The 25,067-nt window shown below is 41.4% G+C and carries 20 protein-coding genes and 1 riboswitch; of the genes, 11 read left to right on the forward strand and 9 right to left on the reverse strand.

All coding sequences use genetic code 11. The features are described 5' to 3' along the window. Nucleotides 1–87: 87 nt before the first annotated feature. A complete protein-coding gene (locus tag B5Y40_RS29680) occupies nucleotides 88–231 on the reverse strand; it encodes a hypothetical protein (protein WP_159453726.1) in 144 nt (47 codons plus the stop codon). 7 nt (nucleotides 232–238) lie between these two features. Next, nucleotides 239–359: riboswitch (SAM riboswitch) on the reverse strand. 133 nt (nucleotides 360–492) lie between these two features. After that, on the reverse strand, nucleotides 493–2,256 hold the full coding sequence (locus B5Y40_RS17300; protein WP_079688030.1) for an ATP-binding protein: 1,764 nt from the start codon (nucleotides 2,254–2,256) through the stop codon (nucleotides 493–495). 247 nt (nucleotides 2,257–2,503) lie between these two features. Between B5Y40_RS17300 and B5Y40_RS17305 the strand changes: the two genes are divergently transcribed. Together B5Y40_RS17305 and B5Y40_RS17310 are read left to right on the forward strand one after the other, a co-directional pair. Then, nucleotides 2,504–4,213, forward strand: coding sequence for a GMC oxidoreductase (locus B5Y40_RS17305; protein ID WP_079688031.1), 1,710 nt, complete (start codon nucleotides 2,504–2,506; stop codon nucleotides 4,211–4,213). An 86-nt stretch (nucleotides 4,214–4,299) separates the two neighbouring features. After that, nucleotides 4,300–4,902 carry a gluconate 2-dehydrogenase subunit 3 family protein gene (locus B5Y40_RS17310; protein WP_079688032.1) on the forward strand — a complete coding sequence of 201 codons (603 nt, stop codon included), beginning with the start codon at nucleotides 4,300–4,302 and terminating at the stop codon, nucleotides 4,900–4,902. A gap of 152 nt (nucleotides 4,903–5,054) precedes the next feature. On the opposite strand, the gene fabG is transcribed toward B5Y40_RS17310, so the two are convergent. Beyond that, a complete protein-coding gene (gene fabG / locus B5Y40_RS17315) occupies nucleotides 5,055–5,801 on the reverse strand; it encodes a 3-oxoacyl-[acyl-carrier-protein] reductase (protein WP_079688033.1) in 747 nt (248 codons plus the stop codon). A 175-nt stretch (nucleotides 5,802–5,976) separates the two neighbouring features. Between fabG and lpdA the strand changes: the two genes are divergently transcribed. Next, nucleotides 5,977–7,368, forward strand: coding sequence for a dihydrolipoyl dehydrogenase (gene lpdA, locus B5Y40_RS17320; RefSeq protein WP_079688034.1), 1,392 nt, complete (start codon nucleotides 5,977–5,979; stop codon nucleotides 7,366–7,368). A gap of 77 nt (nucleotides 7,369–7,445) precedes the next feature. On the opposite strand, the gene B5Y40_RS17325 is transcribed toward lpdA, so the two are convergent. From B5Y40_RS17325 to B5Y40_RS17340, 4 genes are all read right to left on the reverse strand, one after another. Beyond that, nucleotides 7,446–8,240, reverse strand: coding sequence for a DUF3050 domain-containing protein (locus B5Y40_RS17325; protein ID WP_079688035.1), 795 nt, complete (start codon nucleotides 8,238–8,240; stop codon nucleotides 7,446–7,448). Between the two features lie 126 nt (nucleotides 8,241–8,366). After that, nucleotides 8,367–10,622, reverse strand: coding sequence for a TonB-dependent receptor (locus B5Y40_RS17330; RefSeq protein WP_079688036.1), 2,256 nt, complete (start codon nucleotides 10,620–10,622; stop codon nucleotides 8,367–8,369). Nucleotides 10,623–10,797: 175 nt separating this feature from the next. Continuing rightward, on the reverse strand, nucleotides 10,798–11,169 hold the full coding sequence (locus tag B5Y40_RS29785; protein ID WP_079688037.1) for a hypothetical protein: 372 nt from the start codon (nucleotides 11,167–11,169) through the stop codon (nucleotides 10,798–10,800). A 136-nt stretch (nucleotides 11,170–11,305) separates the two neighbouring features. Next, nucleotides 11,306–14,272 carry a glycosyltransferase family 117 protein gene (locus B5Y40_RS17340; protein ID WP_079688038.1) on the reverse strand — a complete coding sequence of 989 codons (2,967 nt, stop codon included), beginning with the start codon at nucleotides 14,270–14,272 and terminating at the stop codon, nucleotides 11,306–11,308. 142 nt (nucleotides 14,273–14,414) lie between these two features. On the opposite strand from B5Y40_RS17340, the gene B5Y40_RS17345 reads away from it, so the two are divergent. Together B5Y40_RS17345 and B5Y40_RS17350 are read left to right on the forward strand one after the other, a co-directional pair. Then, on the forward strand, nucleotides 14,415–15,530 hold the full coding sequence (locus B5Y40_RS17345; protein ID WP_079688039.1) for a DegT/DnrJ/EryC1/StrS family aminotransferase: 1,116 nt from the start codon (nucleotides 14,415–14,417) through the stop codon (nucleotides 15,528–15,530). Between the two features lie 203 nt (nucleotides 15,531–15,733). Continuing rightward, nucleotides 15,734–17,002 (forward strand): sugar MFS transporter, encoded by a 1,269-nt coding sequence (locus tag B5Y40_RS17350; protein ID WP_079688040.1) that lies wholly within the window; start codon nucleotides 15,734–15,736, stop codon nucleotides 17,000–17,002. A 58-nt stretch (nucleotides 17,003–17,060) separates the two neighbouring features. Here the strand turns inward: B5Y40_RS17350 and B5Y40_RS17355 are convergent, their stop codons facing one another. Beyond that, a complete protein-coding gene (locus tag B5Y40_RS17355; RefSeq protein ID WP_079688041.1) occupies nucleotides 17,061–17,699 on the reverse strand; it encodes a hypothetical protein in 639 nt (212 codons plus the stop codon). 67 nt (nucleotides 17,700–17,766) lie between these two features. On the opposite strand from B5Y40_RS17355, the gene B5Y40_RS17360 reads away from it, so the two are divergent. Both B5Y40_RS17360 and B5Y40_RS17365 read left to right on the forward strand, forming a co-directional pair. After that, on the forward strand, nucleotides 17,767–18,999 hold the full coding sequence (locus tag B5Y40_RS17360) for a tetratricopeptide repeat protein (RefSeq protein WP_245840608.1): 1,233 nt from the start codon (nucleotides 17,767–17,769) through the stop codon (nucleotides 18,997–18,999). Nucleotides 19,000–19,079: 80 nt separating this feature from the next. Continuing rightward, the gene (locus tag B5Y40_RS17365; protein WP_079688043.1) at nucleotides 19,080–20,408 is read left to right on the forward strand and encodes a hypothetical protein; all 1,329 of its coding nucleotides are present in this window, start codon (nucleotides 19,080–19,082) and stop codon (nucleotides 20,406–20,408) included. Here the strand turns inward: B5Y40_RS17365 and B5Y40_RS17370 are convergent. Continuing rightward, nucleotides 20,360–21,436, reverse strand: coding sequence for a glycosyltransferase (locus B5Y40_RS17370; RefSeq protein WP_079688044.1), 1,077 nt, complete (start codon nucleotides 21,434–21,436; stop codon nucleotides 20,360–20,362). The genes B5Y40_RS17365 and B5Y40_RS17370 overlap by 49 nt on opposite strands. 188 nt (nucleotides 21,437–21,624) lie before the next feature. On the opposite strand from B5Y40_RS17370, the gene B5Y40_RS17375 reads away from it, so the two are divergent. The 4 genes from B5Y40_RS17375 to B5Y40_RS17390 are packed head-to-tail and all read left to right on the forward strand — an operon-like array spanning nucleotide 21,625 to nucleotide 25,067. After that, complete coding sequence (locus B5Y40_RS17375) at nucleotides 21,625–22,458, forward strand: ABC transporter permease (protein WP_079688045.1); 834 nt, start codon at nucleotides 21,625–21,627, stop codon at nucleotides 22,456–22,458. Further along, a complete protein-coding gene (locus tag B5Y40_RS17380) occupies nucleotides 22,455–23,648 on the forward strand; it encodes an ABC transporter ATP-binding protein (protein WP_079688046.1) in 1,194 nt (397 codons plus the stop codon). Before B5Y40_RS17375 ends, B5Y40_RS17380 begins: the two co-directional genes overlap by 4 nt. Then, complete coding sequence (locus B5Y40_RS17385) at nucleotides 23,641–24,339, forward strand: TylF/MycF/NovP-related O-methyltransferase (protein WP_079688047.1); 699 nt, start codon at nucleotides 23,641–23,643, stop codon at nucleotides 24,337–24,339. Before B5Y40_RS17380 ends, B5Y40_RS17385 begins: the two co-directional genes overlap by 8 nt. Further along, nucleotides 24,336–25,067 (forward strand): class I SAM-dependent methyltransferase, encoded by a 732-nt coding sequence (locus tag B5Y40_RS17390; RefSeq protein ID WP_079688048.1) that lies wholly within the window; start codon nucleotides 24,336–24,338, stop codon nucleotides 25,065–25,067. The genes B5Y40_RS17385 and B5Y40_RS17390 overlap by 4 nt, the downstream gene beginning before the upstream one ends.

Consider the following 25,067-nt stretch of genomic DNA (forward strand, 5'->3'; position numbering starts at 1 on the left):
AGGATTTTGCTATAAGAGCAGACGTAGTCGTAATCATACCTGTCACGTGGCAGATCGTAAGACTAGTGTGTTGCTGAAAGCGGTGTGCTAGAGATTGGCAGCAACAGCACGGTAACAACAACATGCGTTGTTACACATGCAATTGTTAATAATAATAGTTACAGCGTTGGAGAAATAAGCACGAAGGCTATTGAAGCCTGTCTTAGTGATGGTGGTAATGATGCTTTTCATTTTCATCGGTTTATATTTCCCGACCTGGACCATCCAAGCCGGAGTCAGGATTTAGCACCTTTTCCTTATTATAGGGAGTGGTTGCTAGCGCTTCTCAGAGCCTGTCTCTCCGCGCTTCTTTATAAATCGATCAAGCAAGAGTGCTTATTCGACTTTGATACCACAAACGTAGAGTCCACAAGAGTTGTTTCCAAGTCTTGCATGAAATTTTTTTTATGACTATACGCGTACAACCGTTAGTAATATTGTTGGAATATTAGTTTATGCGCGAAAAAAAGGCAATCGCACCGTAAATGTCGTGCCCTGATAAACTTCGCTTTTAAAAGAAACGTCACCCTGTAATCGCTCAACTGCGCGCTTCAATATATAAAGTCCAAGGCCTGTTCCCTCAACATGGTCGTTGGCGCGAAAGAACATATTAAACACTTTGGACTGCAATTGTGGATTTATACCCATGCCGTTGTCTTCGACCACGATCGTTAAGAATTTCTCATCACGCAAAATGGATATGTGTACAACAGGCTCTTTTTCGGGCATGGAGTACTTGATAGCATTTTCAATCAGGTTTTGTAATATAGTATTGATAATTGCCCACTCCGAATAAAACTCCAGATCAGGTGCTATATCTATACTAAATTTGATTCTCTTAAAGTTGTCGAGGAATTGGTATGTATTGATACAATCGTTCAGTAATGTTTTGAAATCTATTTTCACCCGGTTTACTTCCGAATGATTCATGCGCGTTATATTGATCAGGTCGAGTACAATGTTATCAATTCTCAGAATCTGCGATTGATACATATCTATATACTTCAGCGCCTGCGGATCTTTAATTTCATATTTCATCAGGTTGTTCAAGCCAAGCAATGATGAGATCGGTCCTTTCAGATCATGCGATACGCGATAGAAAAATGAATCAAGTTCTGCATTTTTCTTTTCAATGATCTCCGTTTTACTCCGCTGTATTTCTGCTTCCAGCTCCAGGAATTTCACCTTCGCGATTGCCTCATAGCTTTTAACAGCATTGTAAGTATGCGCTACTACCAGCGTTTCCTTAATCACTATATATTGCTCAAGGAAATCAAGTGCTTCATTGACGTTACCTTCACTACGCGCCACCAAATGAAGATTATACAGTGATTTATAACGGATAAACCGAATGTTGTATTGATCAGATACTTGTTTGGCAAGCACTAAATGTTCACGTGCTTTATCATACTGCTCCAGCGCATGATATAGTACACCAAGCTTGTTGTAAGCCATGGAGATACCCAATTGATCGCCTGCCTCCAGGTGAATATTCAAGGCTCGGTTCAGATCATCAAAAGCCTGATCAAATTTTTTAAGCTTGATATATACTTTGCCACGTCCGTAAAGTGAATAGGCAAGACCACGTATATCATTGGTTTGTGTTTTCAGTGTTATGCTCTTCTCGATCGTAGCCAGCGCCAGGTCAGTCATGCCACGTTTCAGATATATACCTGAAAGCGGATTGTATGCATTTGATTCAAGGTTAGGATCATTCGTGAGTCTTCCTGCTGAAACACAGCTTAAGTATGAGCTGATCGCATTTTCCTGGTCATCCAGGTATTCATAAATAGTACCGATCGATTTTAATACCCGTGCTTCATTATAGTGATCATGAAGATTGCGATATATAAAAAGACAATCAAGCAGGTATACCAGACCAAAGTGAAAGTTGTCGGTTTTGTAATGCACACCGGCAATAGCATATTTAGCATCTGCTATACCTTTTAGATCTTGCTTATGGTTGAAAAAAGTCAAGGCTTCTTCGGCAAATGCAAGCGATCGTTGGTAATCACCGCGAATCATGGAATACAAGGCAAGTTGATTTTTTGCTAAAGCACCAAGCGCTTCATTGGCTAACTGCTCGCTCGTAGTAATTACTTGCTGCGCAAGTGCTATACTTTTTTGCAGATCGTAAGTTCTGCATGCAAAGGCTTGTACCAACAGTGCTTTTGCTTCTTCTTCAACACTATTTTTCTCCGTTTCAGTCTGCTCCATAAATAAAAATGATCCTGACGTATTGCTATACAATGTATGTACCTGCCGATAGCTCGTTAGGTATATAATCTGTATTAAAATCGCATATAGTAAAGAAATGTTTTTCTTATATGCGAATCATGAAAGATCAACACGCAACTAAATTACATTAATCTATTCTAAAAGACTCTCCTGCGATAAAAAGCTGTTTAAATATTTTCAAACGAGTATTAAGTCGTTAACTTCACTTTCAAACTCTACCAGAACTATGAACCTGAATATTGAAGCGCAAAAGCAAAACACCTATGATGCCATTGTAGTAGGTACTGGCATTAGCGGAGGTTGGGCTGCCAAAGAACTCACACAGAAAGGATTAAAAACACTTGTGCTTGAACGCGGTCGCGATGTAAAGCATCAGGTTGATTATCCTACCATGACAAAAGATCCATGGCAGTTGCCACACGCAAATAAACTTACGGAAGAACAACTGAAATTTTATCCGGTGCAATCCCGAACGAATTGGGTGAACCAGGCAAATAAACATTGGTGGGTAAACGATTTTGAAAATCCATACACAGAAGTTAAACCTTTCGATTGGATCCGCGGCTATCATGCAGGAGGTCGTTCCATTATGTGGGGTAAGCAAACGTATCGTTTATCTGATCTTGATTTTGATGCCAATGCGAAAGAAGGTATTGGTGTTGATTGGCCAATCCGGTATAAAGATCTTGCTCCGTGGTACGATCATGTTGAATCGTATATAGGAGTAAGCGGTCAGATGGAAGGCATTCCACATCTCCCCGATGGAAAGTTTCTTCCTCCTATGGAATTAAATTGCGTGGAAGAAGTTTTTCGCGATAAGCTTTCTGAAAAGTTTAACGGAAGGAAGGTTACTATAGGTCGCGTGGCACACTTAACAGCTGCACTTCCGCACGATCCAAGCCGCGGTGTTTGTCAGTCGCGTAACATGTGCGATCGCGGGTGCCCGTATGGTGCATACTTCAGTAGCAATGCTTCAACATTACCAGCAGCTATAAAAACCGGTAACATGACGTTGCGTCCTCATTCTATTGTACACTCTGTTATATACGATGAAAAGAAAGGAAAAGCTATAGGCGTTCGTGTACTGGATGCCAATACAAAAGAAGAGATTGAATTTTATGCGAAGATCATTTTCCTCAACGCATCTACATTGGGAAGTACATTTATTCTGCTGAATTCTACATCTCCGAATCATCCCAACGGACTGGGTAACAGCAGCGGACAACTGGGGCATAACTTAATGGATCATCAATACCGCACCGGTGCTGAAGCAGATGTAGAAGGATTTGATGATAAATACTATGTGGGGCGCAGACCCAATGGTATATATATACCACGTTTCCGAAATATAGGCAACGATAAACGTACTGATTTTCTAAGAGGCTTTGGATACCAGGGAGGTGCAAGTCGAGAGAGCTGGGCACGTGGCGTTGCTGAGATGTCGTTTGGTGCTGATCTTAAAAGTGCTTTGGAAAATCCGGGTCCTTGGAAAATCGGTATCACGGGCTTTGGTGAATGTTTACCCTATCATGAAAATAAAGTATCGATCAACAAAGACAAGAAAGATATATATGGATTGCCTACGTTGAACATCGATGCCGAGTGGAAAGAGAATGAGAAGGCGATGCGCAAAGACATGAAAGCTTCCGCTGCAGAAATGCTTGAAGCCTCGGGCTTTAAAAATGTAAGAACATATGATGTAGCTGATAATATGGGCTTGGGTATTCATGAGATGGGAACTGCACGCATGGGTAAAGATCCGAAAACATCCGTGTTGAATAAATGGAATCAAGTGCATGATGCGCCAAATGTTTTTGTTACCGATGGTGCCGCGATGACATCCTCTGCCTGCCAAAATCCATCGTTAACCTATATGGCGCTTACGGCACGCGCTGCAGATTACGCTGTAAGTGAATTGAAAAAGAGAAACCTGTAATTTAGAAGAACAAGGTTCAATAGCTATAGATATAGCATTGAACCGATACGAGTACGTGAACTATATATCTTTAAAGAAATACGATAATGAACAGACGAGAAGTATTACAAAGAACAGCGCTTGCCCTCGGGTATGCTGTTACTGGCCCGGCATTGTTAGGGATGCTGCAGGGTTGCAAGGCTGCTCCTGAACTCACCTATACACCTGAATTTTTTACACCCGAGCAGGCATTGCTCGTTGCCGAATTAGCGGAAGTATTAATTCCGAAGACAACAACACCAGGAGCAAAGGACGCAGGTGTCCCTGCTTTTATTGATGGTATGTTGAAAGAAGTATATCCGCAGGCCGATAAAGATAGATTCGTAAAAGGACTAGCCGCTTTTGACGAAGAAGCGAAAAAAACATACGGTGATCGTTTTGCAGAATGCAAGCCCGAAGAACAAATAGCACTTGTAAAGAAACATCACGAAGCAGCACTCGCGAATTCAACAGGTGGCGGATCTTTTGGATGGTGGCGTGCTGGAAGCGGAGGAGAGAAGCCCTTTATACTGGAGATGAAAGAGCTTGCACTCCTGGGTTTCTTTACGAGCCAGGCAGGAGCAACACAAGTACTGCAATACAATCAAGCACCTGGTCCTTACAAGGGATGCGTTCCGGTAACAGAAGTAGGGAAGGCATGGGCAACATGAGGAATGCTCGAACTGTTAAACTATAACGTTGAGTCAGGATATACTATATCTGCATGAAGTATATAAAAAAGAGTGCACGCTTTTAAAGCATGCACTCATATATAGTAACGAATACGTTCGGGACCCCGAAGCTGTAACTCGTAAAAATTAGCTTAGGTCAGCATTCCACCATCAACCTGAAGGACTTGTCCTGAAATATAGGTTGACATATCAGATCCAAGAAAAACACAGGCGTCAGCAACATCTTCTGGTTTGCCACCACGTTTTAGAGGAATAGCATCGCGCCATGTCTGAACCGTTTTCGGATCGAGTACAGCAGTCATTTCAGTTTCGATAAAACCAGGAGCAATAGCGTTGGAACGAATTCCGCGTGAGCCTAATTCCAAAGCAACAGATTTAGTAAAGCCAATGATACCAGCCTTTGATGCAGCATAGTTAGCCTGACCTGCATTTCCTTTTATTCCCACAACCGAAGTCATGTTAATAATGGAACCGCTCTTTTGTTTCATCATCGGTTTAGTAGCAGCCTTCACGGTATTGAAGCACGACTTCAGGTTAACGTTAATAACCTTATCCCACATCTCTTCTGTCATGCGCAGCAATAAATTATCTTGTGTTATACCGGCATTGTTCACTAACACATCGAGCGAACCGAAATCAGCAACCACATCATTTACTAATTTTTCTGCCTGAGCATAATCTGAAGCATCAGACCTGTAGCCCTTTGCTTTTACACCTTTGGCGGTAAGTTCCGCTTCGAGGGCTTGTCCTTGTTCTACACTGGACAAATATGTAAAAGCAACGTTAGCTCCTTGCTCAGCGTATTTTAACGCGATTGATCTTCCGATACCTTTTGAAGCCCCGGTAACGAGGGCAGTTTTTCCCTGTAAAAGTTTCATGTTTTAAAATCAAGATTTAGCGTTACAAGCCATCTGCCTGTCAGAATAAGCGCTCAAAAATAGACAATTCCTGTAAAATCAGATTAAATGCATATTGTAAGCAATCCTTTTTTAAACGTTTATGTAAATGTAGCGTCAGCGATTATCTTTGGCAGCGAATTTTAAATACTATGCTATGTCAAAATATGATCTGATCGTAATCGGGAGTGGTCCTGGCGGATATGTGGCTGCTATTCGGGCGTCTCAACTGGGAATGAAAGTGGGTGTGGTAGAGAAAGCTGAAATTGGAGGTATCTGTTTGAACTGGGGTTGTATCCCTACGAAAGCTTTGTTAAAGAGTGCAAATGTTTTTGAATACATCAAGCATGCAAAAGATTATGGTATTGAAGTAAAGGACTTCAAAGCAGATTTCGATGGTATTATAAAGCGAAGCCGTGATGTTGCGGCCAGCAATAGTAAAGGTGTACAGTTCTTGTTCAAGAAAAATAAGATCGATCTGATCGAAGGTTTTGGTAAGCTGAAGAAAGGCGGAAAAGTTGAAGTAACAGATGCTGCCGGTAAAAAAGCTGATTACGAAGCGAAACATATCATCGTTGCAACAGGAGGCCGCTCACGTGAATTGCCAAGCATGAAGATCGATGGTAAAAAAATTATAGGATATCGCGAAGCAATGGTGCTGAAAGAAATGCCAAAGAAATTATTGGTAGTAGGATCAGGCGCTATAGGTGTTGAGTTTGCTTACTTCTATAATGCATTGGGTGTTGAAGTTACGATCGTTGAATTCCTGCCGCGCATCGTGCCGGTAGAAGATGAAGAAGTTTCTAAGACATTAGATAAGATCTTCAAGAAAGAAGGAATGAAGATCTATGTGAATTCGGAAGTAACAAAAGTAGATACAGCTGGTAAAGGATGTGTAGCTACAGTGAAAACTCCGGACGGAGAAATTAAACTTGAAGCGGACATTGTTCTTTCTGCGGTAGGTGTTGCAACCAATCTTGAAGGTATAGGCCTTGAAGATGTAGGTGTGAAAACTGAAAAAGGAAAAGTTATCGTTGATGACTTCTATAAAACAAACGTTGCTGGAGTATATGCTATAGGCGATATTGTTAAAGGACAGGCTTTGGCGCACGTTGCATCGGCTGAAGGTATAATTTGTGTTGAGAAGATTGCCGGTAAGAATCCTGAGCCGCTTAACTATAACAATATACCTGGCTGCACATATTGCACACCTGAAATCGCTTCGGTTGGATATACAGAAGAAGGAGCCAAGAAAGCGGGCTATGAAATTAAAGTAGGTAAGTTTCCATTCACAGCATCCGGTAAAGCAAAAGCAGCCGGAGCAACGGATGGTTTTGTAAAGGTGATCTTCGATGCTAAATATGGAGAATGGTTAGGTGCTCACTTTATTGGTGCCAACGTAACGGAAATGATTGCAGAAGTAGTTGCTGCCCGTAAACTGGAAACTACAGGACATGAAATTATTAAATCGGTTCACCCTCACCCTACTATGAGTGAGGCGATCATGGAAGCAGCTGCTGCTGCCTATGGTGAAGTGATACATATATAGTATAGCAAACACGAAAACAAAAAAGCCCACGCAAGTGGGCTTTTTGTTTTATAGGTACATCGATAATTTAGTTGTCACTATAAGGCTGATACCAGCTTGTTCTTTTTCTGGATTTCAGATTGAATGGAATTCCATAAGTTTATTCTAGCGGTAAGTGAATTTTTAACAGCCTCTGTTGCTTCCTTCCACTTGTCCTCATCCGCTCCACAAAGTTGAATGGTCATTTCCTGTGCAAGGTGTGAATGATGATCGCCATCGACTTCAATATGCCGCTCGAGATAATACTGGAAGATCGAGATACGATCTTTTGTTTGCGTGTTGATTTCTTTAACCAGCGATATAAACATTCCCGGGATAAGATCTTCGCGGCCAAAAGTAAATACAGCAGCCTGTAAAAAAGATTTGCCGGAATTGATAGTATCAAATGTATTCTGAATGAAATCTAACGCTGGCTGAGGTATAGCACGATCTTGCAATGCTATAGGAAGTGACAACCCCTTTTGCAGTTTATCTGTTAAACTTGTTATGATAGATATATTGCAACCTGCTTGTTTCATCGCCTGAAGGTATAGTTCAAAGTGACTGACCCGGTTTCCCTCCTGATCAACATCACTTTCTTCTCCTGTTACAATTTCATTAATGAGATAACGCGTGGCAGCATTGCCTGTTGGTATCCATGGGATGTCAATACAGGTTAACTGACGTTGTAATGATTTTAACAACGACATGAAATCCCACACAGCAAATACATGGTGATCCATAAACACATTCAGATCATGAAGCGTGTTAATCTTTCTATAGATAGGATGATTAATTAATTGTTGACGTAAAGGCTCGATCTCCTCTTTTAATCTACTCAGGTTATTGGTCATATATATGATTTCGCGATGTTACATGTTGAGTGGAGGCGCAAAAATAAGCTTTACTTTTGGAAACCAGGAATGATAAAGTTCACGATTGATCATGGACTTTATCAATAGGATAGAGTAATCTCTTCACTAAAAGAAGAAGCTGACACCCGCTTTAAAAAAGAAGGGAGTTCCCGGTGTAAAATTGATTTCTGAAACCGGATTCGTTTCGGTATACAATCTTGACTCCGTATCGAACTGCGCTTCTTTCCAGGCCACATTGAAAATGTTTTCAGTTGTAAGGCTGAGTTCGAAACGCGGCCGCGTATACTTTAGGACTGCATCTGCCAGAAAATATCCTTTCGCAACAACGGTATTATCTTCATTCGCAGCGCGGTCTCCCTGGTAACGATAGCGCAGACTTCCATTCAGTCCATTCTTCATCCGGAATGTTAGCCCACCTATACTGGTAAATGTCGGTGCCAGCGGAATATAGTCTTGTCCTTCCGGAGAATCTTCAGCTTTCGGATCGGTTAAATTTACATCGGTATCCAGATAAAGCCAGGGAACAATCTGGTATCGGACTGACAGATCTATTCCTTGTCGGGAAGTTTTGCCGCTCGGTTCTACAATTCCTTCATCGCCTACGTAAACAAATTCCTGGTCGAGGTCAAGTCTCCAGAGAGCCGTGTTTACGAGTATATGATTGCCAATTTTAAACGTGCCGCCTATATCTATACCATAAGCTTTCGATAAAATTTCTTCACCGCTTTGAACTGCCACTACACGCGTATCGTTTGAATGAAATCCAATACCACTCTTGACGAACAAGTTTATATTTTGTGTTACAGTATAGCTTACATTGAACTTGGGAGTAAGAATGGATTTGCTTATACTTTGTCGTTTATAGTCTGGAGTAAGGGCATCGGCATAGTTGAACGTGAAATGATCTAATCGCATCGCAGCATTCAACGAAAGCCTAGGGGTTAAATAAAGCTTCTCATTTATATAGGCAAATAGATTGGTTTCATCGATGTCACCACGCGATACATCATTCAGAAATTGTTTTCGCGATCGGGTATGATACAGATGTATATCATTGACATCATCGTACCGAAATCCAATACCGATTTTGCTTTGCAGTGATTTGTTTCCTAACTGCGATTCCCGCGAGTAACTTCCATGATACCCATAGATATTCCTTGATTCACGTTGTGTGATCTGATCACCATTGACAGGATCATTCAGGAAGAAAGTGAAATTGGAAATAAGATTAAAATCATACTTGGTATAGTATAATTGATTTTCAAAAATGCCTCCATCGGTTTGCGTATTTATATACTTTACCCAGGCATTGGTGCGCGAAGTCTCACCGCCTTCTGTAGGATCGATTGAGCCGAAACGTGTAATCTCTCCACTTTCAACAGCCCGTTCTGGAATTTGACCGGAAGCGTCCCAACTGCTGGTAAAGGTTGAAAGCCCGATGGTCAGCATCTCGTTGTCGTTGATACGAGTGCTATATCTACTCATCAGGTTCAGTCGATTGAAATGCTGGTTGTTGTCAAGGTATCCATCCGTACGAAAGAATTCTGATGCTATATATAGGCTGCTTTTTCTTTCTTCTTTTGTGTCCTTTAAAAGATTAATAGCATTTACATTTCGTAATGTTCCAAATTTGCCTCCTTCTATTTTTGCCAGATTCTGATCAAGTACATCTTTTGTAATGAATGAAGCATAGCCAGCGGTAGTAAAGTTTCCTTTATCCGCATAGTAAGGGCCCTTGTTGAAATCAACATGCTCTACAATTTCAGGAATAAGAAAATGAAGATCTGAATATCCTTGTCCATGCGCGTGCGATACCATGTTTACGGGTAGCCCATCAACTTCAAGGTTGATGTCCGTTCCGTGGTCTATATCAAATCCGCGCAGAAAGATTTGTTCCGCTTTACCTCCGCCAGCGTGCTGGGCAATGAATAGACCAGGTACCATACGGAGTATATCCTGAGACGTATTGATAGGGCGGAGCTTGATATCAATCTGTGCAATCGTGTTGACGTCCCGATCAATCTGATCTGTTATCACCACGTCGGATAAAAGTAAACCTCCAGGTGATAAGGCTTCTTTAATGGCAGTAACTTCTTCTTCTTTGATTTCAATGGTTTTTGATGAAGATATATACCCGATGAACGATATACTGATATCATACTGACCGGGGGGCACGTTTTGGATTTTAAAGCGACCAAACTTATCGGTAGCAGCACCACGTTTCAATTGGTGAATGTAAATATTCACATCTGTCAGCGGTACATTAGCTGAATCTGTGATCACTCCAGTAAATGTTCCTTGTGCTTGTGCATTAGACAACGCAAACAAAAACACACCGAAATGAAGCAGGTAATATTTCATTTGTATATGAATTAGTCAATAAAAAATAAGCTTCACTTACAGAGAATCCAGTAAGGCACAGTGCTTCGCAAAGAATGCAGCGTGTCTCTTTAATTGGTCTCTATAAAATATAGTATATGACGAAGTGTGCTGTCGAAAAAATGTATCAACAGAGATACACTTCATCAGGTGGTTGTCAGGCCGCGATCGGTGGTGGTGTAGGCGGTGTTTTATAGATATACTTCAAAGGGAAAACGTTGTTACTTTCAAGAATCTCTGATAAGGATCTATAGAACTGAAACTTAGTTTCCTGCTGATAATAACCGAAGAAGTGAATTAAGAAAGGCAACTCAGTTTGGTCCGCATCGTGAGAGTCATCTTGTGCAACATGATCGTGGTGATGCTCGTGATCCTGAAAAGTATGGTGATGACCATGATCGTGATCATGAATTCCTGAGTGATAGTGGCTTGCCATCCAGTGCAATAGATCGTGCGTCATCTCCAGCGATCCATAGCTCAGCATGGATATCGAATAGAACGTCAGAATTATAGCAGCGATTTTGTTCACAAAATAGCCGGCTTAATATAGCTCGGCCTGTAAAGTTCTGCAAACGGGAGATAAATCAAAAGATTTAGCGATGATGGATATAAATGAAGCGATTAAAAAACCCTTCGGGGTTTCCGAAGGGTTTCGTTATTATCTTTTAAAAGTTTGATCGATCGAGTTGTTGAAAGGCTGCAGTGTGTTTAGAGTATGCATCTTCAATCTTTTTAGCCAACTCTTCTTCACCATAGCGATGCAGTGCATTTTGCAGTTCACCCAAGATCACAATGCTGATCTGCAGGTCGCGGCCGTACTCACGCTTACGGATATAGTAGTCGGCCAATTGATCGGCACGAACCCACATCGTGTTGGCAACTTCAATTGCTTTTTCTTTTTCACCAACTTCAAACAGGAAGCTTACTGCTTGTGCTGAAGTATAGTCATATCGGATAGAGGCATCCGGCATCTTCGCCAGACTGAACAATAACACTTCACGTGCTTTAGCAGAGTCACCTTTCTTAATGAATGCTTCTGCGAGAGAATTGAAACTGCTCCGGTGATTCAAAATAAAGTTACGGTAATCCTGCGTATAGTATACGGACGGATCATCTACATTTCTAAACTGGAACTTCTTCGTCATGTTCTCAAAACTCACCTTTGTATTTACAAGTTCTGATTGATTGAAAGGCTTCGGATTCAGTACCGGTAAAATGCGATATGCATTTCCTTCCTGTACTACATAGCGACTCAAGTCAACGTTGAATTGTGCAAGCGAGGTGTTGTTTACATAGAGGGGACGTTCCCAGTTAGCAGTTGCCAGTAAATCCAGCATGGCCAGATCTTTACGCTCAAGGGAATTCCCTTTTACACGCAAGTGCATTTCCGCTACCACAAGACTATCCATTCCTTCCGGAATAATACCGAGTTTTCTTACTTTATCAACATCTACTTTTAATACTATATCTTTTGTAGGCAACATATAGCGCTCACCACGATATTCCGGATTCAACAAGCTCTTGTTGTTATCACGTAACAGTTCCAGATACTTGTTCAGATCCATCTGCTTGATACCCGCATTGTAGTACGGTATATATTGCGTTTTATCGTCACGGTAATTCTGGAGCGTAAGTGTATAAGGGAACGGTTTCGAGATATATGCATTGCGTGTAGTCTGTTCGATATACCAATCCGTGTTGTAATAGCTCAACACAATAACACGTAAATCCTGGCGCACTTCTTCAACATCCTGTGCATACCATAACGGGAAGGTATCATTATCACCACCGGTAAAGAGAATTCCATCCTGCGCACAAGACTGTAAATAGTTTACAGCGGAATCAACAGAGAAATAACGGTTGGCGCGGTTGTGATCGTCCCATCCTTGCTGGGCCATTAAAACGGGTGCAGGAAGCGCTATCAAGGTTGCAACGATGCCGGCAGTTCTCAGATTCTTGAGGTACTTCCCTAATGTTTCCGCGATAGCAATCACAGCGAAACCAATCCAGAAGCAATACGCATAATACGAACCGGTATAGATATAGTCACGCTCGCGTGGCTCTGTAGGCGGTGAGTTCAGATATATAACTAAAGCAACGCCCGTGAGTATAAATAACAAGGCTACTACGACAAAGTTACGGGTGTTATGAACGGATTGGTAGAACATTCCGATCAACCCGAGTATAAATGGAATCATGAAGAAATTGTTTCTTCCACGATTTTCTTTCAGAATAGGAGGGAGTTCTTCAAACCACTGTGATGGGCCCATCCAATCTGCATTTTGAATATCACTCTCACGCCCCGCGAAGTTGAAAAAGAAGTAACGAACGTACATCCATCCAATCTGGTGATTCACCATGAATCGAACGTTATCAACGAAGGTTGGCTTTTCACCTTCACGAAGTCCAAGACTTTCCCGGTATATCTGTGCATGATCCGGATCACTGCTATAGATACGTGGAAATATAGTTTGTTGACCGGGCTCATATTCGTATTCAAACTTATGATCCTTGATTTCGTATTTGTCTTTTCCTTTTTTATAGATAGCGCCACCTTCTTTTATACCGATCGGTTGTGCCGTAAAGTACGGACCATATAGTAACGGACGGCTTCCGTACTGCTCACGCTTCAGGTAGCTTACGAAGCTCATTACATCCGAAGGGTCGTTTTCATCGATCGGAGGATTGTCGTTAGAACGTATTACCACAAGAGCATACGATGCATACCCTATCAAAACAAAAGCAAGTGCATTAAGTGCAGTATTTAATAGCACACGTTGATTTTTCTGAGAATAGTAAATTCCCCAAACCAAGGCCCCCAACAACAGTAGTGTAAAGATCACGGCACCTGAACCGAACGGCAAGCCTATAGTATTGATGAAGAAAATTTCAAATTTACCGGCAAGGGTTGGCAAGCCTGGTATAATAATATCGTTGATCAGGAAAATGATACCGAGGCTGACGAGCATCGCTGCAATTACACCCCAGGTAGAAGGTTTGTATTTTTTGAAATAATATATCAGTGCCAACGCAGGGATCGTAACCAGGTTCAGCAAGTGAACACCGATGGAGAGACCCATCATATAAAATATAAGCAATAGCCAACGGTTTGCTTTGGACTCATCTTCGATAACATCCCACTTTAACATAGCCCATACAACGAAGGCTGTGAAGAAAGATGACATCGCATATACTTCGGCTTCAACAGCAGAGAACCATGCTGAATCTGTAAAGGTATAGGAGAGTGACCCGATGAGACCGGCACCCATCAATACCCACATTCTGTCAACCGTGAGTTCTTCTTCTGTTTTGATCTTCATAAGCTTGCGACCAAACAAAACGATTGACCAGAAGAGGAACATTGCGGTAAAGGCACTGGCCAGTACACTGCTGAAGTTGATCCAGTAAGCAACTTTAGTTACATCGCCCAGAGCGATGAAAGAAAACATTCTTCCGAGTAATAAAAAGAACGGAGCTCCGGGAGGGTGAGGCACCTGTAATTTATAGGATACAGAGATAAATTCACCACAATCCCAATAGCTGGCGGTTTCCTCCATGGTGAGCCAATACGTAATGAGGGCAACGGCAAAAACGATCCAGCCGGTGATGTTATTGGTTTTCTGAAAATTCATGTTGTATGAGATGATGCTAAAAATAAAAGCCCGAAAATAATGGAAATTTTACTTTTTCCGTGGATTAGATTTATAGAACGGCTCCCGGTGATGCAGACGTGTATCTTTGGAATACGAAAGTTAATTTTTATACTGTGACCTGATGAATAATCCGCGCATACCATTTCTATCCCTGGACCTCCAGCATAACACGGTGAAGCAGGAAATTCAGGCTGCGATCCAACGCGTTTACGACTCGAACTGGTTTATACTGGGAAAAGAGGTGGAAGCTTTTGAAAAAGAGTATGCTGCCTATAACAAGATGTCGTTTTGTGTAGGCGTTGGTAATGGACTGGACGCATTGACGATGAGCTTGTTGGCTTGCGGGATTGAGACGGGCGATGAAGTTATCGTGCCTGCACATACATACCTCGCTACCTGGCTTGCCATAACCAGAACGGGTGCTACTATTGTTCCAGTAGAGCCGGATGAGAACACCTTTAATATAGATGTATCACGGATCGAAGCTGCGATTACTGCCAGGACGAAAGCGATTTTGCCGGTACATCTATATGGCCAGGCTTGCGACATGACAGCCATCATGGAGCAGGCTGAGCAACATAATCTTTTTGTTATCGAGGACAATGCGCAGGCTCAAGGCGCGCGTTGGCTGCAAAATCTGACTGGAAGTTTTGGTCATGTAAATGCAACAAGTTTTTACCCGACTAAAAATCTGGGAGCGCTTGGTGATGGAGGAGCTGTTACAACGCCAAATGAAGACAAGGCCCAGTTTGTAAAACAGTTTAGAAATTATGGCTTAGCCGAAAAGAATATAGCGGTACGTTCAGGAATAAATTCCCGGCTTGATGAAGTACAGGCCGCTGTACTAAGGATCAAACTGAAACACCTCGATGAATGGAATGAACAACGCAGACAGATCGCTTCGCTTTACCTGGAGCAATTGAACGGTATAGGGGATATAGTGCTGCCATTGTCTGATAAGGAAGCATACCATGTATATCATTTGTTTGTAATACGAACGGAGCATCGCGACAGGCTACAAAAGCATTTGGCGAATGCAGCAATCGAAACGATGATTCATTACCCCATACCTCCGCATTTACAACAATCTTATAGCGGACTACATTTTAAAAAAGGAGAATTTCCGTTGACTGAGAAAATTGCAAATACATCCCTGAGCCTTCCTCTGTGGCCAGGAATGACATCGGCCGATGTCGAGCGCATCGGTGACGAGATTAAAGTTTTTTTCTTAAGGTAGGTCCGAAGCAGAGAAATGATCGAAGAAGAATCGATTGAGCTCGCGAACCCTTTGATATAACTGTGTGTGAATTGTACACAGCGCTTATTGCTAAATATACATACAGGATATACTATACACTGTAAGTTTTTTTGTTGGTGTTCCCTGATGTTTTCTTATCTTCAATTTTTACCGTCCTCTACAGATAAACCTTCACCAGCATCATGAGCGATTCCAAAAAGTATTTCATGCCAATGATTATCATCGGCATTTTATTTTTTATCTATGGATTCTTCACATGGCTGAATGGAACTTTGATTCCTTATCTGAAAATTGCTTGTCAGCTTGAAAGTGATTTTGAATCCTTCCTGGTAGCTACGGCATTCTTTATAGCCTATACTGTGATGGCTATACCATCATCGTTCGTTCATAGAAAAATCGGCTATAAAAAAGGCATGGCCTTAGGGTTAATAATAATGGCCCTTGGCTCGCTGCTATTTATACCGGCTGCCAATGCAAGAAATTTTAATATGTTTTTGATCGGACTATTCATCATCGGCACCGGGCTTGCATTGCTACAAACTGCCTCAAACCCCTATATATCTTTAATCGGCCCTATTGAAAGCGCAGCGAAGCGCATCAGTATTATGGGTATATTTAATAAATGTGCAGGTATACTTGCCGGCCTTGTATTCGGGTATATTGCCCTGAGCGATGCAGACGGCATCGAAGCAAAACTTGCTGCCCTGGATGCAGCAGCCAAACAAGAAATGCTTCAGGAGCTGGCGAGTCGTGTTATACTTCCGTATACAATAATGGCAGTTATACTCGTGGCATTTGCTATTTGCATAATGCTGTCCTCATTACCAGAACTGAAAGAAGAGGATGACGATATGTCATCGCAGAATACGATATCAGGTAAAACGAGTATTTTGCAATTCCCACATGTAGTATTGGGAGCATTAGCAATCTTTCTATATGTAGGCGTAGAAGTAATGGCTGGCGACACCATTATCAGCTATGGAAAATCATTAGGATTTGAATTGTCTAAGGCCAGATTTTTTACTCAGATCACGCTCTTCTTTATGCTGGTCGGATACGTTATTGGTATATTCACCATTCCTAAATATTTCTCTCAGTCGTTTGCTCTACGCGTGTGCGCTATACTCGGTGTAATCTTTTCTTTTGGCGCAGTAGTGACGAATGGATTTACCTCGGTACTTTTTATTGCATCACTAGGTCTTGCAAACTCGCTTATGTGGCCCGCGATTTTCCCCCTGGCCATTGATGGATTAGGAAGATTTACGAAAAGCGGTTCGGCACTTCTGATCATGGCACTTGCCGGAGGTGCTATACTACCACTTCTTTATAGTAAACTCTCTGAGTCCACTGGAACACGGCTGGCATACATAATCATGGTGCCTTGCTATCTATATATACTTTACTTTGCTGTAAAAGGTCACAAAGTTGGCAAGCCCATAGCGAAACACTAATCCTAACTCTCCGACTTCCCGACTTTCGGTCTTCCTGTCTTTTCACATGGCACATCTCTCAATCATATACCACTGCATAAAATCCCAGCCACAAAACAAATAATAGAATATACGAGCACGCCACGATAATCCAGACGTACGTTTTGTCTTTACGCGCATAGTGGTGAATGCCTTCAACCAGCATGAACCAATACGCGACTTCAAATAAATTCAGTGCACGTAAAGGATAAGCCCATCGTTTATCGATCTCGTAATAATCAAAAAAATGCATCAGAGAGAATGGATAAAATGCACCAATGTCGTTATAGGCTGGATCCGTTTCGAAGACCATAAACCATACGATTTTCAGCACCTCCGGTACCAAAAAAATATACTCGGCCCCGATAACTACGCCCCAACATTGTCCGTATGTAACGCGGTAGCCGAACATAAAGCAACCCACCCAGATAACGAACGCGATCACGGTGAATTTCCATAGATAAATAATAGGAACTGAAAACAGTTTTAATCCGCTGATTAAGCGTAAAATCATCCCTTCGGGACGGTCTTGCAAAAATTCAAAAGCGGCTGTTTCGTTTTCAATAAAGGCAATTTTGATGTACAGTAGCAGCAACGTTGTTACGCATAAGAGAACGAATAACAATCTTTTGTCAGTACCAAAGAATGATTTAGTTTCGGGTTCGGGGAAAGTGGTCATGAGGAGTCGGGTATTTCGGCTGACAGCAGACTGTAAACCGTAGACTAATAAAGTTTAAAATAAATAAATGATAAAGCGTTCAGGGTTTCAAATGTATAAAGGTTCGTTATTCTGTGGAGTCTTGACAGTGATTTTTCTATTAGTAGCATCGATCGGCTCAAAAGCACAGTTGACTACCAGAAAAGATACAACGATCATTTTGCTCTCCAGTGTGAGTGTTCAGCTGGAATGTACACAGGCCTTGAACGATCTATACAATTTCAAGTTTGAGAAAGCAGAATTCCAGTTTCATTATCTGCGGGCTCGCTACCGCTGGCATCCGCTTCCCTATTTTTTAATGGGACTGATTGAGTGGTGGAAGATCATGCCGAATACGAAAGATACTTCACACGATGATACATTTCTCGCCTATATGGACTCAACCATCGAAGTAGGTGAAAAGTTGTATGACGATTATCCCGCGTATCGCACAGAAGCTGCATTTTTTCTTGCAGCAGCATACGGTTTTAAGGGAAGGCTATACGCAGATGAGGAGCGGAAGAATTGGCGGAAGGCAGCGTCTGCCGGAAAAGACGGTCTCGATTACCTCGAAGAATGCAAAGAGAAACAAGATTTAAGCCCCGAGCTGTTATTTGGAGATGCGCTCTATAACTATTTCTCCGTATGGGTTCCGGAAAATTATCCAGCTTTAAAACCTGTGCTTTGGTTTTTTAGAAAAGGAGACAAGGCTTTGGGTTTGAAGCAACTCAAAGAAGTATCATACAACGCCTTCTATACACGCACGGAAGCAATGGTGTGGTTGATGCGCATCTTGAACAGTTATGAGAATGATCAGTTCGGTGCTTTTCAGATCAGTGAGTATCTATACCAGACGTACCCAGACAATCCGTATTTCCACCGGTATTATGCACGGATGCTATATTCGATGGGACGATTTACAGAAGCAGAGCCCATGTGTAAAAATATTCTCATGCGCATTGATAGTGGTATGGTAGGTTATGAAGCAACCAGCGGAAGATATGCTTCATTTTTTCTCGGCCAGATCAACGAGGCGCGTAAAAAACTGGATGAGGCGAAAGCATACTATAAGCTATGCATGAAATTCGCTGAGCAGATCGATGCAACAGAATCAGGTTACTATATGTATTCAATGATTGCCCTTGGAGAAATAGCCCAGAAGCAAGGCGACAAAGCGGAGGCAAAACGATGGTTCAACCTGGTAAAGAAAAAAGCGGGTCGCAAAGACGAAGCTTATAAAGATGCAAAACGAAGGTTGAAAGGATTGGAGAAAGGTGATTGATACAATACATACTGTGAAAATCTCATGTTTGTATAATCACCGATAAACCTTGAACTTTATACTTTGAAGATTACCAGCACTTGGAACTCCGCGACTTTATAGTTACACCGATTATTATCCTTCTTGTTTATACCGTTGCGTATATACTTCGCAGCAGTGTAACGGATTCTGTAACGCGGCCCTATTTTTTTCCCGCATTGACTGCGAAAATTCTGGGTGCTCTTGCGCTCGGCTTTATATACCAGTTTTATTATAGCGGAGGTGACACCTATAATTTTCATTCGTATGGAAGCCGTCATATTTGGGAAGCATTCATGGAAGATCCGGCTGCAGGATTCAAGCTGTTGTTTGGTGATGGTTCGAATGAATTAGGGATCTACAAATATTCTTCAAAGATTGCATTTTTTCACGATCGCCAGTCATTCATGGTAATCCGGATCGCTGCCGTGTTTGACTTGCTTACATTCTCCTCGTATTCCGCAACAGCAGTTCTCTTTTCCATCATTAGTTTTATAGGACTATGGATGTTGTTCGTTGCCTTTTATGAATTGAAACCCGAGTTGCATCGATGGATTGCCATCGCTACTTTATTTATACCATCGGTTGTGTTTTGGGGGTCGGGTCTTTTAAAGGACACCATTACGCTGGCATGCCTTGGAATTGCTACGCTCCTTACCAAGAGAATTTTCATTGATAAGCGATTCAATATCGTTCAGGCACTGTTGCTGTTACTTTGCTTCTATATCATTTTCTCTATTAAGAAGTATATATTACTGAGTTACCTTCCTGCACTTATGATTTGGGTTTATGCAACAACTTTAGCGAAGGTGCGATCCACTGCATTTAAAGTTCTGATGCTTCCGTTCGTGATCATTATTGCTGCAGTGTCTGGATACTTTACTATAGCGCAGGTTGGTAAAGACGATCCTCGATATGCGCTGGAGCAAATCGGGAACACGGCCAAGATAACAGCCTATGATATAGCGTACCTTACCGGTCATGATGCTGGAAGTACATATTCATTAGGTGAACTTGACGGGTCATTCTCTGGGCTTTTGAAGCTTGCACCGCAGGCAATAAACGTTTCGTTGTTCAGGCCCTATATCTGGGAGGTACGCAATCCACTTATGCTGATGTCTGCTGTTGAGTCGATCACCTTACTGGCACTAACTATTTTTGTAATCTTTAAGCGGGCCGCTACATTATTCGCAACTTTGCTTAACCCACACATAATTTACTGCATGGTGTTTAGCTTAACGTTTGCCTTTGCAGTAGGCGTATCCACATTTAACTTCGGAACACTGTCACGATATAAAATTCCTTTGCTTCCTTTTTATGCGTTAGCATTGATCTTTATATACTATGAAAATAAAGAAACGAAGTTGGATGAATTTGAAAGTACAGAGTAATGTTCGATTACTTTTTTTCTGCCTTGTATACCTATAGATTCACGAAGCGCTTTGTTTTGAATAAGCTTATCGATGGCGTCAAACCAGTCTTGTTGAGAGGTACATAAAAAACCATTTACCCCCGAATCAATAATCTGTGTATTAACTCCAACAGGAGACGCTACTGCCGGAATTTCAAGCGCCATATATTGCAAAGCTTTAAATCCACATTTACCTTTTGCCCAGATATCATCGGTCAAAGGCATTATCCCGATATCGATCTGACTCAGATCTTCAATCTCTGAATTTTCTTTCCAGGGTATAAAGACAAAATCATTTAAGTCGAGATCAGGTTTCTTATTTGCAATCACCAGGAATTGAAAATTCTCGTTGTATTTTTTCTCAAGTTGTTTTAATACAGGGATAATCGAACCGAGATATTTTAATGTTGAGTGTGAACCTGTCCAGCCGACAGTAATCTTTTCATTAAACAATTTTGGATACCGTATGGGATTGTGATGCTGCTCGGTATCAATCGTAGTAGGATTAAGGACTGGCTGGGGATTAAACTGTTTTGCAAAATCGACCAGGTAATTATTTCCACAACTTACTTTATAACTCCATCTACAAATGGCTTCGGTCTTCGAATGCCATTTAATAAAAGATGCCACACGATTCTCATGCGAAGTATTTGGAAGCCAGATAGCATCATCGAAATCATAAATAATTTTCTTTCTGAATATTTTATAAATGATCCATTCAAAAATTGGTGGTCCAACAGGCATACATTCACGATGGATAAAAACGTAATCAGCTTTGCTCAGTTTAAAAAGGATTTGAAATCTTTTTAAAATTCCGGTGAGAAATCCAATCACCTTTCCGACCTCGTATCCTTTTTTATAGAGTATCTTCCACGTGCGTTCATTCCAGAAGGACTGTTTATAACAGTGGATGCCGGAATCCTCAAGGAGTTTGAAATATTGTTCAAATCTGAATCGCTGTGAAGGCGACTCACCGAGCGGATAAGGGAATAAAAAGATGACATTCATGATTACCTTTGTAAAAATATTCAAAGCGAGCAAACAAATCGATTGATGATGCTTTTTGTTATTGTGAGACAACTTCGATTTTTTTATCCCAAACAGGGAAGCTTGGTATTAGAAAACTTATCGAAGCCTTGTTATGGTGCAGCATTACCCAAAATGGCTTACATGTTGTAGTGAAAATTCCCTTTGTTATGAATGAACCGTACACCGAGACGATAATTGAACCAGCGAACCGACTCTCCTTCAATTTTAAGGAGTTGTGGAGTTATCGTGAGCTGTTTTATTTTTTTACCTGGCGTGATATAAAAGTAAAATACAAGCAGACTGTTTTGGGAGTGTTCTGGGTGATGCTTCAACCCCTGTTCATGATGTTGATTTTTACTTTCTTTTTTGGACAACGACTTGGTGTTAAGACAGAAGGAATTCCGTACCCGGTGTTTGCTTTTTCAGGATTGATACTTTGGAATTTTTTCTCGTCTTCTGTTACCAACGCAGGCAACAGCATGGTGCTCAACGCGCCTATTATAAAGAAGATATATTTTCCAAGATTGATAATACCACTATCTTCCGTATTGGCATCCCTGGTGGATCTGGTTGTTGCGCTAATGTTATTTATACTGTTCTTATTCTTTTATCCAGTTACAATCAATGCGCTGGAGCTTGTTATTTTCTGGCCTTTGGCATTTGCGCTTAGTCTGATCGGGGCCGTAGGCCTCGGTTGTTGGTTGGCCGCGTTGATGATCAAGTATCGTGATTTCAGATTTGTTGTATCCTTTGTTATGCAGGTAGCATTTTTTTTAACACCTATAGTATATCCTGTTTCCCGCGGAAGTCTTTCTGTGCTTGAATATATATTGGCACTCAATCCCATGTATGCGGCCATCACACTTTTTAGAATACCCATGACAACTGACGTAGTAGATCCTATATTAATAGCCATAAGCATCTGCTCTTCCTTTTTATCATTACTGTTGGGGCTTAACTATTTTAGAAAAACGGAATTATTTTTTGCAGACCTTGCATGAAGCCCATACTAGAAGTTCAAAATATCTCTAAGAAGTTTCTGATTCAACATCAGCAACTACCTTATTTGAGTTTTCGGGATAAACTATCAAGTCTTTTCAGCTCGAAAGAAGCTACCGAAGAATTTTGGGCGTTACGCGATGTCTCCTTTAATATACAACCCGGTGAATCGGTTGGAATTATAGGACGTAACGGTGCAGGAAAATCAACCTTATTAAAAATTCTTTCGCGCATAACACCGCCCACGAACGGTAGAATTACAGTACGTGGACGCATTGCAAGCTTGCTCGAAGTAGGCACAGGCTTTCATCAGGAGTTGACAGGCAGAGAGAATATATTCATGAATGGATCAATCCTCGGCATGAAGCATGCAGAGATTAAAGCGAAGTTTGACGAGATCGTTGATTTTAGCGGTACGGAAAAATTTTTGGACACTCCACTAAAACATTACTCTAGCGGCATGCAGCTTCGATTGGCATTTGCCGTGGCCGCACACCTCGAACCTGAGATATTAATAATAGATGAAGTGCTTGCCGTTGGTGATGCAGAATTTCAAAAGAAGTGTCTTGGTAAAATGGAAACAGTGAACAGGAGTGGTAAAACAATTCTGTTTGTTAGTCACAACATGGCAGCGGTTGGAAACTTATGCAAGCGTGCTATACTTCTCGATAAAGGTAAGCTTTTGAGAGAAGGCCCGATCACTGAAATCATTCATGAATATCAGGTGGCCGCGAACGGAGCAGACAGTTACGAGTGGACTCCTAAAAGTCCAGGTAATTCTGCAGCGTACTTGAATAAGGTAGCGTTGAATCTTCGTGGGGCACAACCTAACTATACTTTGACTGTTAAAAGTAACATCGTTTCTCAGTCCGCGCATAAGGATCTTTTTATAGCATACGATATTTCAAATTCTGTTGGCATTCCTATACTTCAGGCAATCCCGCAGTTACAGCCCTTCATTAAATTTTCCGATGGCGGGCAAACTATTGAAACTGAAATTGAGTTACCTCCCATGATTCCAGACCAATATAAAGTATCCGTCTGGATCGGAGCACACAACGCAGATACTATGTGCTGGGAAAAAGAAGTGGTTGCTTTTGAGATCTCTGAGTCGCCTGCGAAAGGGAGAAATTTTCCACATTCACATAACAATGGTTTTATAGTTCCAAACTCCAGAATCATAAATGGATAAATCACTGATAAAAAAAGCACTCCAGTTGGGTGGAGTTGATATCAGACGCTATAACAAAGAGTTTGATAGTTATGCAAAGATGTATGAAAAGTACAATCGCTATACCATGATTCATCAGGAACACTTTGCTCTTAATCTTGAACTCTGCAATGCTTTTAAAAATATACAAGGTCACTATGTAGAGTGTGGAGTTTGGCGCGGTGGTATGAGCGCGGCTATAGCGGAAGTACTGGGTAAAGAAAAAGATATACACTTGTTTGATAGTTTCGAAGGACTACCGCCTGTAAAAGACATTGATGGTAAAGAGGCTATAGCCTGGCAGCAGGACACTACTTCTCCGGGGTACTATAACAATTGTGCGGCTGAGGAATCTTTTGCACATGAAGCCATGAAGCTTGCTCAGCATAGTCGTTATAAAACATACAGAGGATGGTTTGAGAATACTTTGCCTGCATACGAAAAGCACCCTATAAGTATTTTACGACTGGATGGCGATTGGTATGATTCAATTAAGACCTGTCTTGATAATTTATTCCCGTACGTTGTAGAGGGAGGGATTGTTATTTTGGACGATTACTATACGTGGGATGGCTGCACGAAGGCCGTGCATGACTATCTTTCAGCTGTCCACTCACCCAGCCGGATATACCAATGGAGAAATACAATTGGGTATATAATTAAGAAAAATTGAGTACCCTATACATCCATACTGAAAACGTTCACAATCTAACGGCTCCACGTGAAGTTGCTCCGTTAATATCTGATTTGATAAAACCTTCCAGTATACTTGATGTTGGATGCGGCATCGGAACCTGGCTCAAAGCTTTTGAACAACTCGGTATAACGGATTATATAGGAGTAGACGGAAGCTACGTGAATAAAAGCCTGCTCCAAATTCCGCTTGAAAAATTTCATGCACAAGATCTGAGAGAAGCGTGGAGTCTTGATAGAAAATTTGACTTGGTCATGTCATTGGAGGTAGCAGAGCACCTGGATAAACAATTCGCGGAGCATTTTGTTAATACGCTCGTAAGGCATGGCGATCTCATCGTATTTTCTGCGGCTATTCCAAAGCAAGGGGGACAAAATCATATTAATGAACAATGGCTTTCATTCTGGAAAGAAAAATTCAATGCAGTTCACTATACACTATATGATGTGTTGCGTCCCAAAATTTGGGCAAATGAAAAAGTAGATGTTTGGTACAAACAGAATATGGTAATCTTTTGTAAGGAAGGACATCCTTTAAATGAGCAATTGAAGGTAATGTCTTCCGGATACATAGATGTAGTGCATCCTGATCTGTTTGATTTCTACAGGTATCAGGCCGAGCGGGCGGAGCTATACGAGCAAGGTAAATTAGGTCTTAAGTCTGCTTTCAACGCATTCCTTAAAGCATTGGTCAATAAACTAAAATAG

Origin of the sequence: Ohtaekwangia koreensis, assembly GCF_900167975.1 — a bacterium.
Lineage (GTDB): Bacteria > Bacteroidota > Bacteroidia > Cytophagales > Cyclobacteriaceae > Ohtaekwangia > Ohtaekwangia koreensis.